Here is a 12,092-nt window from a genome sequence, read left to right as displayed (position 1 = left end):
GGCTCGCTCCCACAGAGGAATGCATTTCAAATGTGGGAGCGAGCCTGCTCGCGAAAGCGGATTCAGCTTCACCGAAAATTTCCCTGCCTGTCTCACAATGTTAGGCTCACCCCCGAACCCTGCGCACTGTGAAGGAAGGCTTATGTTGAAAGTTCTCGCTCTGCTCACGCTGCTGGTATCCACCGCTGTCCACGCTCAAACCCCGCTGCAAACCGATCTGCCGCTCAAGTACCTGGAGCAGGCCAGCCCCGATTCCCGCGATCAACCCCTGGTGATTTTCCTTCACGGTTACGGCAGTAACGAGCAGGACCTGTTCGGTATCAAGGATTTTCTGCCTGCGAACTTCAACTACCTGTCAGTGCGGGCGCCGATGGTGTTGGAGGAGGGCAGCTACCAGTGGTTTCGCAAAAAGGGTGAAGGTGCCTACAACGGTGAGACGGATGACCTGAAGTCCAGCGGCCAGTTGTTGCTCGATTTCATCGCACAAGCGGCGCAGAAATATCACACGGAACCTGGCAGGGTATTTCTGGTGGGGTTCAGCCAGGGCGCGATCATGTCCTATGAAGTCGCTTTGCGGCATCCCGAAGCGGTGAGTGGAATCGCTGCGTTAAGCGGGCGGATTCTTCCGGTGCTCAGGTCCGAATTGAAACCGGATGAAAAACGCCAGTCGCTGGCGATTTTCATCGGTCATGGTACGGCAGACATGCGCTTGCCGTTCACAGACGGCACCGAGGCCAATAGCTTGCTGCAAAGCATCTCGCTCGAGCCCGAGTTTCACGCCTACCAGGGCGTCGGTCACAGCATTAGTGCCGAAGAGATGCAGGATTTGAGCGTCTGGTTGCAGCGCCTCAACCCCTGAGGTTTATTTGCCGCTGACGATCTGTTTGATCAGTGTCTCATGGGCCGCCATGTCGCCGGGGCGGGATATGACCTGAATCACGGTCATGTGACTGCCGGAGGCCGCCATCAGTGTGGTATTGAGGGTCATGCCGCCACCCTGGGTGGCAGTGCTGTCGATCTGGCGTACACCCAATCCGGTACTTTTCAGGGTCAGGCTTTTTTCGCTGAGCTTGTTGTAGTCGGGCAACGCCTTTCGTTGCGCAGTGTCGAAATCAGCCGCGGTGCCGTCGAGAAACGCCCCGTCATTGTCCTTGACCGTGGTGCCTTCCGGCAGGCTGTTTTCAGCAGCGATCACTACGGTTTTGGTGGTTTCGTTGGCGTACATGGTGCCGCTCGCGCCGGTAGGGCTGGTCGGTAGCGGGTTAGCGACGAAACCTTTGGGCAGGGTGAACGTGAATTTGCCGCCGAGCATCGAGACTTTCTGAACCGGTGCCGTTTCCTTGGCCGGGGCCTTGGCGGCCTGCGCATTCAGCGCCCCCAAAGTGGCAGCCGCCGCCAGCATCAGGACAACGGCTTTTTTACTCAACAGTGACATGGGTGAATCTCCAGGGAGGGTCGCGCAGTGGGGGCGCGATCATCCCATGGAGGTTGTGACGTGTTCCAGTGTGGGAGAACGGACGGTCGTCTCGCTCTGTTCCCGCCTGCTTGTTTGCAGTGACTGGCGGCAGCTACTTGATGAGTCGGGAATCCAGCCCAAAGCGCTCCTGAGAAACCAGTTGGAACTTGTCCGCGGCCAGGTCACAGTTCACCAGCAGATTCCACGAATGGCGTGTTACCGCAGACGGAATGAGCACAAAGGCATGTTCGGCCAACAGTTCATCAGCAAATTGTTGCTGGTTCGGCGAGGGTAGAGAAGGGGTGAGCCAGTTCGGGTTCGGCACGTCTTCGGGCTGAACAACTTTGATCAGATTCGAGTCCAGTACTTCGAAACGTGTCAACACGTGAGGCACTACATCGAGGGTGTCGAAGCCGGCATGGGCGGCAACTTCGAGAATGGCAGTGGATGGGTCGGCCGAAGCGTAGATGACTCGACGGCCGGGAGGGTTCCATCGGCCACCGGATTGTTGTGCCCCCATGCCACTGTTCCATGTGTTTTTGTAGACTTCGCGGTCAAGGCGCCAAGCGTGCCATTTCCCTTCCCAGGGCAAAGGATTCATTGATAGACCCCGTGTTCGATGCGGGTCAGATAGTCCTCCACGACCTGGAAGCCAAGCGAGTTGTCGACCAGCTCCAGCGGAATATTGCCATCCAGATGCTTGCAGGGTTTCTTTAACCAGTCTTCGGCCAGTTGTTGATTGCCGAACGCGTTGGTCGCGTGTTCCAGGGCATGCGCATATTGGAAAGCGACTGTACTTTGCTGCTGGTTGAGCCGCACGGGTTTTGTTTCCTTCGCCAGGCGTTGGACCGTTCTGACGGATTTCCCCGTGATGCGCTGAACAAGCCCGTACTCCATGTACAGGGTGGATGTGGAAAGCATGTCCCTGACGTCACTCAGGTCAAAACCTTCCTGTGTGTATCGGATGATCAACATGCGTGTATCACCTTTTCTGCCACGTAATAGCACCTGGGTCGGCTTACGGGCGACGTGCTTTGTCTCGGTCGCTGCGGGCATACCGATTACCTCCATGCGTCATTTGGCGTAATCATAACGCCAAATGACGCTATTCGGGCAATAGGGTTGTTGACTGCTTCCGCAATGGGTCCGTCCTTGATGCATGAAGCCAAGCCTGCCGGGTGCCAGGCTTACTCATCGCTCCTGCCTGATCACGCTAATCGTTGCGCTTCCGACCGCCAACCTGAAAAGTGTGTGGGACAAATCCATGAATTCTCGGATTTCCATGCTTTCGTCGGACAGGTGCTTACGATGAGTCCAGGTGTTGAAATCACTGGGTAATGCGACAACCGAATGGTTACGCCTGATTCTGCGGAAACAGGCTGCGGCGGGTTTCTTCGTCGAATTCGGCCTTCAGCACCAGTTTCTCTTTCAGACCGAGCGCGCGCTGGGCCGCCGGGCGTGCGCTGATCTCATCGAACAGACGCTTGACGTTCGGATAGGCCGCCAGACCATTTTCACCGAGGATGTACGGTGCGTAGTTGGCCCAGCCCCAGAGGGCCATGTCGGCGATGCTGTAGCTGTCGCCGGCCAGGTATCGATGTTCCGCCAGGCGTTGATCAAGTACTCGATAGTGACGTTCGACCTCTTTGAAGTAACGGTTTTTCGCATAGGGCAGGTCTTGCGGTGCGTGGTGCAGAAAGTGCACGGCCTGACCGGAGAATGGTGACAGGCCGGTGGCGATGAACATCAGCCACGACAGCAGTTCGGCATTGCCGGCAGCACTGGTCGGCAGGAAACGCTGATGCTTTTGCGCCAGGTGCAGCAGGATGGCCTGGGAGTCGAAGACCGTGGCGTCGCCATCGATCAGCGCGGGTACCTTGGCGTTCGGGTTGATCGTCAGGAAGGTGGGCAGGTGTTGCTCACCCTTGAAGGTATCGACGCCGATCAGCTCGTAGGGTGTTTGCAATTCTTCGAGCAGCAGGGCGACTTTCATCGGGTTGGGCGAAGGGTGGAAAAAGAACTTCATGGTGCAGGCCTCAGTCGGTAGTGGTTGTGAACTGAGGCTGATGTTGAGGGAAACCTGTTCGAATGACGTACGGAGTTGTTGGGCTACTCGTGCGAATGTATCGAACGTGTCGTGTTGCTCCTGGCGGTGGTTTTCAGCAGGCGTTTGGTCACGCCCAGCATGGCCACCGACACCGCAACACTGACGGCAAACGCGCTCATCCCCATGCTTGGCAGGGTCAACGCCAACACCAGGCAGAACGCCGAGAAGGAATACATGCCGGTAGCAGTCGCCCGCAGCAGGGCAGCGGTAAACGCCGGACCGCGGGTTTGTTGGGAAAACACCGCCATCACGCTGCCCAGCACCGGGAACACCGCCAGCAGCCCGCTCCAGCGGTCGCCGACGGTACTGGCGAGCAAGGTGACGGCCAGCGTCAGCAAGGCGCCGGCAATCATGCGCAGCAGCAGTTTGTCGGACTTCGGCGCCGGGCCGGAAACGATCGGCTGGACCGACGGGAACAGATGGGGCGCTGCCAGCAGCGCGCTAGAGGCAGCGATGACCGAGACCGGTAACGAAGGCGGGATCATCGACAGCACCACCGCGACCACGGCCCACACCGACAGCGAAACCGTCAACGCCAGCGGCCAACCCGTGCGTTGGGCGACCTGCGCATAGGTCACGCAAAAAGCAATCATCGCGAACATCGCCGAGAGCGCCGCCAAGGCCGATTGGGCCGCAAACTGTTCACCCTGTTCGATGGCGAGAAAGAGCAGAATCGGCCCGACCACCACCGGCAACCCCGACAACCAGCCTGCCACGCTCGGCCCCCAGCGTTTACCCGCCAGGGAAATCAGCAGCAGGAAGCCTGGAATCACCAGCAGTTTGAGCATTAGCACGGGTACTTCTCCAACATGTGTCAGGCTGCAACATTAGCAGGAATGAGTTATGTGTACACAATTTATGTATACAAAATGTTCCCTGTAGGAGCAGCCTTCGGCAGCTCCTACACAGGGTGTTACACATACACCGAAACGTCTAAGCTGCGCCTTCCCACCTGCTGACGGATCATCGCGTGAAATTCAGTTTGCCCAAAGTCGGCACCGCGCCGTTTTGCCCGCCGGAAGTGGCGGGCACCGTTGCCGTTGACCCCGGCGCGTCATTTTTCAAACGTGTCCTGCGCTTTGCCGGCCCCGGTTTACTGGTGTCCATCGGCTACATGGATCCGGGCAACTGGGCGACCGCCATCGAGGCCGGGTCGCGATTTGGTTACAGCCTGTTGTTCGTGGTGCTGCTGGCGAGTTTGGCGGGGATGGTGGTCCAGTGCCTGTGTTCGCGGCTGGGCATTGCCACCGGGCGGGATCTGGCCCAGCTGTGCCGGGAGCGCTACAGCACACGGACGGCGCGTACGCAGTGGGCGCTGGCGGAAATCTCGATCATCGCCACCGACCTTGCCGAAGTGCTCGGCTGCGCCTTGGCGTTTCATCTGCTGCTGGGGTGTTCGCTGACCTTTGGCATCGCCCTGACGGCGTTCGATACGTTGCTGGTGTTGGCCCTGCAAAACCGTGGTTTCCGTCGTCTGGAGGCGATCATGCTGGTGTTGGTGGGCACCATTGGCGCGTGTTTCTTCGTCGAGCTGCTGCTGATCAAACCTTACTGGCCGGATGTGGCACAAGGGTTTACACCGTCACTGTCCACGCTTGCTGATGCTGCGCCCCTGTACCTGGCCATCGGCATTCTCGGGGCCACAGTGATGCCGCATAACCTGTACCTGCACACCTCGATCGTGCAAACGCGGTTGATCGGCAAGGACACGGTCAGCAGGCAGGACGCGGTCAAACTGGCGCGCATCGACACCATCGGCTCCCTGGCCTTGGCGCTGCTGGTCAACGCAGCGATCCTGATCCTCGCCGCAGCGGCGTTTCACCAGAGCGGGCACACCGATGTGGTCGACATCCAGGACGCCTATCACTTGCTCGATCCCTTGGTCGGTGGTGCATTGGCCAGTGTGCTGTTTGGCGTCGCGCTGCTGGCGTCGGGGCAGAGCTCGACCTTCACCGGGACCATCGCCGGTCAGGTGATCATGGAGGGCTTCCTGAACCTGCGGCTGCCGTGCTGGCAACGGCGTTTGATCACCCGTGGATTGGCGCTGATTCCAGCATTCATTGGCGTGTGGCTGATGGGTGATGAGGCGGTGGGTAAGTTGTTGGTGTTGAGTCAGGTGGTGCTGAGTTTGCAGTTGCCGTTTGCGCTGTATCCGCTGATTCGCATGACCAACGATCACCAGCTGATGGGACCGTTTGTGAATCGGCTGCCGACGCGGGTGTTGGCGTGGGGGCTTTTTGCAGTGATCAGCGGGGCTAACAGCTGGTTGATCCTGCAGCTTTTTGGGTGAGGCATGCATTTCAAACTGTAGGAGCGAGCATGCTCGCGATGGAGGTCAACGATAACGCGTGCGGTCTGAATACCCTCGGTGCCTGATCCTCCATCGCGAGCAGGCTCGCTCCTACAGGGGATTGCAGGCAATAAAAACCCGGTGTAACCGAAATTACACCGGGTGTTTTTTCAGGCTACGCGGCTCTTCGTGGGTCCCCGCGCAGCCTGTTGAACGCTTTACGCCCGTTCGATCGCCAGTGCTACACCTTGACCACCACCGATACACAGGGTGGCGAGGCCTTTTTTGGCATCACGCTTGATCATTTCATGCAGCAAGGTCACCAGTACGCGGCAGCCCGAGGCGCCGATCGGGTGACCGAGGGCGATGGCGCCGCCGTTGACGTTGACCTTGTTCAAGTCCCATTCCAGGTCCTTGGCCACGGCCAGCGATTGTGCGGCGAAGGCTTCGTTGGCTTCGATCAGGTCCAGCTGATCGATGGACCAGCCAGCCTTGTCCAGGCAGCGGCGGGTAGCCGATACCGGACCGATGCCCATGATTGCCGGGTCCACGCCTGCGTTGGCGTAGCCGGCGATCTTTGCCAGCACCGGCAGGCCCAGGGCCTTGGCTTTTTCCGCGCTCATCAGGATCACGGCGGCGGCACCGTCGTTCAGCGACGAGGCGTTGCCAGCGGTCACCGAACCGTCCTTCTTGAAGGCAGGCTTGAGCTTGGCCAGGGATTCGGCGGTGGTGCCGGCCCGTGGCTGCTCGTCGGTGGCGAAGGACAACGGATCGCCCTTGCGCTGCGGGATCAGGATCGGCGTGATCTCATCGACAAAACGCCCGGCTTCGATGGCGGCCGTGGCTTTCTGCTGCGAGGCGGCGGCGAAGGCATCCTGCTGCTCACGGCTGATGCCGTATTTCTCCACCAGGTTCTCGGCGGTGATGCCCATGTGGTAATCGTTGAACGCATCCCACAGGCCGTCGCTGATCATGGTGTCGACGATTTGCGCGTGGCCCATGCGCAGGCCGGTGCGGGCACCGGGCATGACGTAATTGGCCAGGCTCATGCTTTCCTGGCCGCCGGCGATGATCACATCGGCGTCGCCGCAACGGATGGCCTGGGTGGCCAGGTGCAAGGCCTTGAGACCCGAGCCGCAGACCTTGTTCAAGGTCATGGCCGGCACGGCGACCGGCAGGCCGGCCTTGATCGAGGCTTGGCGGGCAGGGTTCTGCCCGGCACCGGCGGTCAGTACCTGGCCCATGATCACTTCATCGACTTCGGCAGGGTCCAGGCCGGTTTGCGCCAGCAGCTGACGGATCACCGCCGCACCCAGGTCCACCGCGGACACATTGGCCAGGGCACCCTGGAAGCTGCCGATCGCGGTACGCGTGGCGGCAACAATGACGACTTCTTGCATGGAATGATTCCTCACTGGTCAGCAAACTGCATTTCCGGAACGTGCTCCGGGACGATCAGTTTACCGGCGGTTTTGGCGACGATCTCTTCGACGCTGACGCCAGGTGCGCGTTCCTTGAGGACAAATGCGCCATTTTCGATTTCCAGGTAGGCCAGGTCGGTCAGTACGCGCTTGATGCAACCGGCGCCGGTCAGCGGCAGGCTGCATTGGGACAACAGCTTGGACTCACCGTCCTTGGACGCATGGGTCATGAGGACGATGATGTTGTCGGCGCCAGCTACCAGGTCCATGGCACCGCCCATGCCCTTGACCAGCTTGCCGGGGATCATCCACGAGGCGATGTTGCCTTGCACGTCCACTTCGAAGGCACCCAGCACGGTCAGGTCGACATGACCGCCGCGGATCATCGCGAAGGACTCGGCCGAGGAGAAGATCGAGGCGCCGGTACGTGCGGTCACGGTCTGCTTGCCGGCGTTGATCATGTCGGCATCGATGGTTTCTTCGGTCGGAAACGGACCCATGCCCAGCAGGCCGTTTTCCGATTGCAGCATGACGTCCATGCCGTCAGGGACATAGTTGGCAACCAGGGTCGGAATGCCGATGCCCAGGTTCACGTAGTAGCCGTCCTTCAGTTCGCGGGCGACGCGTTGAGCCATTTGTTCGCGGGAAAGTGCCATTGTTGTTATTCCTTCATTCGGTCCGGGGGCAGGGGATCACTTGCGTACGGTGCGCTGTTCGATGCGCTTTTCGAACGTGCCGCAGATGATCCGGTCGACGTAGATGCCAGGGGTATGGATTTGCGCCGGGTCCAGCTCGCCGGGTTCGACGATTTCTTCGACTTCAACCACGGTGATCTTGCCGGCGGTGGCGGCCAGCGGGTTGAAGTTCTGAGCGGTGTGGCGATAGATCACGTTACCGAAATGGTCGGCTTTCCAGCCTTTGACGATGGCGAAGTCGCCGGTGATGGATTCTTCCATCAGGTACTTGCGGCCATGGAATTCACGCACTTCCTTGCCTTCGGCGACCGGGGTACCGACGCCGGTGGCGGTGAAGAAGGCCGGGATGCCGGCGCCGCCCGCGCGCATTTTTTCGGCGAGGGTGCCTTGGGGGGTCAGGATGACCTCGATTTCGCCCTTGAGCAGTTGCTCTTCGAACAGCTTGTTTTCACCGACGTAGGAGGCGACCACTTTGCTGATCTGGCGGTCTGTCAGCAGGACGCCGAGACCGAAGCCGTCGACGCCGCAGTTGTTGGAAACCACGGTGAGATCGCGGGTGCCCTTGCGCTTGATCTCGTTGATCAGGTTTTCCGGGATACCGCACAGGCCGAAGCCACCGGCGATCACGGTCATGCCGTCTTCAAGACCTGCCAGCGCTTCCTCGTAGGAACTCACGCGCTTGTCGAAACCTGCCATATGCACCTCTTTTATTCTTTGTGGGCGGCTGGCTAGCCGTATGGGGGGTGAGTGTCTCGCTGTCGGATTTATTTGTTAAGTTGATTTTTAAGGTTGATTGATAGATAAAACTCAACAAACCGCTGCCTTAAACTTGCAGCTTAAAGCTAGCAGCTTACAACTTGAGCGAAGCGAGATGACCGTTAAGCAGATCCGTGCCTTCCTGGCCGTGGCCCAGAGCCTGAGTTTCGCCGTGGCTTGCGAACGCCTTCACCTGTCGCAATCGGCCTTGAGCCTGACCATCAAGGCGCTGGAGGACGGCCTTGGCGGGCGGTTGTTCACCCGTAACACGCGCAATGTGGCGCTGACCGCCGAGGGCGAAGCCCTGGTACCGCTTGCGCGCCGCTTGATCGCCGACTGGGACAATGCCGAGGATGAATTGCGCCAGCGTTTCACCCTGCAACGCGGCCGCGTGACCCTGGCGGCCATGCCGTCATTTGCCGGTAATCTGCTGCCACCGATCCTCAAGACATTCCGCGCCCGCTATCCGAAAGTCAATGTTACGGTCAACGATGTGATCAACGAGCAAGTGCTGGAAATGGTTCGTGACCGCCAGGTGGAACTGGGGGTGGCGTTCGAGCCGACCATGAGTTCATCGCTGCAATTCACCCCGTTGTACATCGACCGCTTCGTGGCGGTGGTGCCACTGGATTCGCCGCTGGTCGGGCTGGACGAAGTCGACTGGCAGACCTTGCTCAAGGAGCCGTTCATCACCTTGCAACGACCCTCGACGTTACGGGTGATGCTCGAAGAACACCTGCAGGCCCGGGGCATGAAACTGCCGGTGGAATTTGAAAGCCATCAACTGGCGACGGTGGGGCGCATGGTTGCCAGCGGGTTGGGCGTAAGCGCGGTTCCGGCGTTGTGCGCCGGCCAGATGCGCGAGTTGGGCGCGCACTGCATCACATTGAGCAATCCGGTGGTAGAGCGGGCCATAGGTGTGTTGACCTTGCCTGGGGGGGAGCTGTCGGCGGCGGCGCAGGCGTTGTTTGATGTGTTTAAGGAAGAGAACTTCGGTCAACAACTCTCCATGCACTGATCACAAACCACTGTGGGAGCGAGCCTGCTCGCTCCCACGGGAGTTTGGGTTTCGTCAGTTGTTCAGGCGCTGCGCCAACAGTGGCAACAGCTGCTCGCATGACCTCTCGATCTTCAAATCCAGAATGTCATCCGCCCGGGTCTTGCCCAGATTGATCGCCAGCAACGGCTTGCCCTGATCCACCACCGCCCGGCACAAGCGAAACGCCGAATACGCCATCAGGGATGAGCCAATCACCAGCAACCCCGCTGCCTTTTCCACGACAGCCATCGCTTTGACGGCTGTCTCCTGGGCGACGTTTTCACCGAAAAACACCACGTCCGGCTTCATTCGCAGGCCAGAACAATGGGGGCAGTGGGGGACCTGGAATCGCGCTTCGAAGGCTGGATCCAGCAGGGTGTCGCCGTCCGGGGCCTGCACCGCATCGACGCCTGCCAGGTAGGGGTTTTGCGTTTCCATCAACTGCTGGATCGAATCGCGCTCGCTGCGTTTTCCGCAATCCAGGCAGAGCACCCGGTGCAGGCTGCCGTGGAGCTCGATCACGTCATGGCTGCCGGCCTGGTCGTGCAGGGTGTCGACATTTTGGGTGATTAACCCGCTGATTTGCCGATTGCTTTGCAAGTGGGCGAGGGTGTCGTGGGCCACGTTCGGTCGGGCCTGTCGCACTCGTGGCCAGCCGAGCATCGCCCTGGCCCAGTAGCGCCGCCTTGATTCGGGCGCCGAGAGAAACTCCTGATACATCATCGGCTGCCGGCCACGGCGCACGCCCTGGTTGTCGCGATAGTCCGGAATGCCCGACGGCGTGCTGATCCCGGCACCCGTCAGGACCACGAAGGGTCCGTCGGCCATGAGCTGCTGGAGCTGGTCGAGCTGTTCGTGGATCAGGCTGTCGATCATCTTCAACACTCCGGGTCAACTGAATAGACACTGTAGGAGCGAGCATGCTCGCGATGAACGTCAACGATAGCACCGGTGGCCTGACACCCCGCGGCGTTTTGTCTTCCATCGCGAGCATGCTCGCTCCTACAGGGAACGCGTTACTTGCGGGCCTCCAGAATCAGGTTGAACGGCGTCTCCGTGGCCCGGCGGAAACTCGAGAATCCGGCTTCGCTGAACACTTTGCGCAACCGCGCCTCGCCCGCCTGGGCGCCAAGGCCGAGGCCGACTTCCTGGGACAGCGAGTTCGGCGTGCAGATAAAGGTCGATGCCGCATAGAACAACCGGCCGACCGGAGTGATGTTGTCGTCCAGCTTGTCGTTGGCGAAGGGTTCCACCAGCAACACCGTGCCATCGGGCTTCAACGATTCGTAGGCATGTTTGGCCGCACCCACCGGGTCGCCCATGTCATGCAGGCAGTCGAAGTAGCAGATCAGGTCATAGTCATTGCCGGGGTAGCTTTTCGCCGTGCCCTGGAAGAACCGAGCTCGGCCGGACACGCCACCTTCTTCGGCGCGCTGGGTGGCGACGGTGACGGAGGGCGCGTGGTAGTCGAAACCGACGAACCGCGAATTCGGATAGGCCTGGGCCATGATCACGGTGGAGGCGCCATGTCCGCAGCCGATGTCCGCCACTTTGGCGCCGGCCGTAAGTTTAGCCACCACACCGTCCAGGGCCGGCAGCCACTCGGCGATCAGGTGAGCCTTGTAGCCGGGGCGGAAGAAGCGTTCCGTACCACTGAACATGCACGGATGGTGATCACCCCAGGGCAGGCCGCCATCGCCGCGCATGGCCTTGATCAGTTTGTCCTTGTCATGGAAAAACGACGCGACCACCCCGATACCCCCTGCGATGTAAACCGGAGAGTCTTCGATGGCCAGGGCCAATGCTTGTTCTTCAGGGAGGCGGAATTTGCCGTCGGTGTGTTCCATGTAGCCCGAAGCGGCATGGGCGCTGAGCCATTCGCGCACCAGACGGGGGTTGCAGCCGGTCTTGCCGGCGAGTGTTTCGGGGCTGATTGGCTGGCTGTCGGCCATGGCCCGGTACAGGCCGAGCTCTTCGCCGAGGATGACGTTGGCGAGCATCGCCGCGCCGCCCATGTCATTGACCAGTTTGCCCATGAAATCGTTGAGTCTGGCCTCGTCCATCACGTGTGCTCCTTTTAGAGGATCACGGTCCAGAGGTGGCTGCCTGGGCATGCGCCGCTGGGCGGTGGTCGTGGGAATGGGCAGGACGGTATGCGCGTCCTGGGTGCAGTAAGTTTAGTTCGACAGGCGAGTGGCGTTATCCCAGGTGACGAGAGCCCTGTAGGAGAGCTCTTTGTGGGGGGGGGGGGGGGGGGGGGGGGGGGGGGGGGGGGGGGGGGGGGGGAGGGGGAGGGGGAGGGGGGGGAGGGGGGGGGGGGAGGGAGGA

At 60.4% G+C, this 12,092-nt stretch carries 13 protein-coding genes; 3 read left to right on the top strand and 10 right to left on the bottom strand.

Translation table 11 applies throughout. The features are described from left to right. The first annotated feature begins 142 nt into the window (after window positions 1-142). Window positions 143-859, top strand: a complete 717-nt coding sequence (locus tag ACSFE6_RS28915) for an alpha/beta hydrolase (RefSeq protein WP_435430801.1) — start codon at window positions 143-145, stop codon at window positions 857-859. 3 nt (window positions 860-862) lie between these two features. Here ACSFE6_RS28915 and ACSFE6_RS28910 read toward each other — a convergent pair whose 3' ends face one another. The 5 genes from ACSFE6_RS28910 to ACSFE6_RS28890 form a co-directional block, all read right to left on the bottom strand. Continuing rightward, window positions 863-1,435: a hypothetical protein gene (locus ACSFE6_RS28910; protein WP_435430800.1), complete on the bottom strand. Its 573-nt coding sequence runs from the start codon at window positions 1,433-1,435 to the stop codon at window positions 863-865. 133 nt (window positions 1,436-1,568) lie between these two features. Then, window positions 1,569-2,057: an RES family NAD+ phosphorylase gene (locus tag ACSFE6_RS28905; protein ID WP_435430799.1), complete on the bottom strand. Its 489-nt coding sequence runs from the start codon at window positions 2,055-2,057 to the stop codon at window positions 1,569-1,571. Further along, the gene (locus ACSFE6_RS28900) at window positions 2,054-2,512 is read right to left on the bottom strand and encodes an antitoxin Xre/MbcA/ParS toxin-binding domain-containing protein (RefSeq protein WP_435430798.1); all 459 of its coding nucleotides are present in this window, start codon (window positions 2,510-2,512) and stop codon (window positions 2,054-2,056) included. The genes ACSFE6_RS28905 and ACSFE6_RS28900 overlap by 4 nt, the downstream gene beginning before the upstream one ends. A gap of 298 nt (window positions 2,513-2,810) precedes the next feature. Next, window positions 2,811-3,482, bottom strand: a complete 672-nt coding sequence (locus ACSFE6_RS28895; RefSeq protein WP_435430797.1) for a glutathione S-transferase family protein — start codon at window positions 3,480-3,482, stop codon at window positions 2,811-2,813. Window positions 3,483-3,565: 83 nt separating this feature from the next. Further along, the gene (locus tag ACSFE6_RS28890; RefSeq protein ID WP_435430796.1) at window positions 3,566-4,357 is read right to left on the bottom strand and encodes a hypothetical protein; all 792 of its coding nucleotides are present in this window, start codon (window positions 4,355-4,357) and stop codon (window positions 3,566-3,568) included. 176 nt (window positions 4,358-4,533) lie between these two features. Between ACSFE6_RS28890 and ACSFE6_RS28885 the strand changes: the two genes are divergently transcribed. After that, entirely contained in the window at window positions 4,534-5,853 is a 1,320-nt protein-coding gene (locus ACSFE6_RS28885; RefSeq protein WP_435430795.1) for an Nramp family divalent metal transporter, read from the top strand. 218 nt (window positions 5,854-6,071) lie between these two features. Here ACSFE6_RS28885 and ACSFE6_RS28880 read toward each other — a convergent pair whose 3' ends face one another. From ACSFE6_RS28880 to ACSFE6_RS28870, 3 genes are read right to left on the bottom strand one after another with little or no spacing between them, the layout of a single operon-like run. Next, window positions 6,072-7,253, bottom strand: coding sequence for an acetyl-CoA C-acetyltransferase (locus tag ACSFE6_RS28880; protein WP_435430794.1), 1,182 nt, complete (start codon window positions 7,251-7,253; stop codon window positions 6,072-6,074). A gap of 11 nt (window positions 7,254-7,264) precedes the next feature. After that, entirely contained in the window at window positions 7,265-7,930 is a 666-nt protein-coding gene (locus ACSFE6_RS28875) for a CoA transferase subunit B (RefSeq protein WP_435430793.1), read from the bottom strand. 36 nt (window positions 7,931-7,966) lie between these two features. Next, window positions 7,967-8,665 (bottom strand): CoA transferase subunit A, encoded by a 699-nt coding sequence (locus ACSFE6_RS28870; RefSeq protein WP_046816298.1) that lies wholly within the window; start codon window positions 8,663-8,665, stop codon window positions 7,967-7,969. 175 nt (window positions 8,666-8,840) lie between these two features. Here ACSFE6_RS28870 and ACSFE6_RS28865 point away from each other — a divergent pair, with 175 nt between their 5' ends. Then, complete coding sequence (locus ACSFE6_RS28865) at window positions 8,841-9,743, top strand: LysR substrate-binding domain-containing protein (protein WP_435430792.1); 903 nt, start codon at window positions 8,841-8,843, stop codon at window positions 9,741-9,743. A gap of 54 nt (window positions 9,744-9,797) precedes the next feature. On the opposite strand, the gene ACSFE6_RS28860 is transcribed toward ACSFE6_RS28865, so the two are convergent. Next, complete coding sequence (locus ACSFE6_RS28860) at window positions 9,798-10,640, bottom strand: NAD-dependent protein deacetylase (RefSeq protein WP_435430791.1); 843 nt, start codon at window positions 10,638-10,640, stop codon at window positions 9,798-9,800. 140 nt (window positions 10,641-10,780) lie between these two features. After that, a complete protein-coding gene (locus ACSFE6_RS28855) occupies window positions 10,781-11,827 on the bottom strand; it encodes a class I SAM-dependent methyltransferase (RefSeq protein WP_435430790.1) in 1,047 nt (348 codons plus the stop codon). Window positions 11,828-12,092: the final 265 nt, after the last annotated feature.

Source organism: Pseudomonas baetica, assembly GCF_051216495.1.
Taxonomy (GTDB): Bacteria; Pseudomonadota; Gammaproteobacteria; order Pseudomonadales; family Pseudomonadaceae; genus Aquipseudomonas; species Aquipseudomonas baetica_B.
Note: the sequence above shows the minus strand (reverse complement) of the source record. Positions and strands in the feature narration are given on the sequence as shown.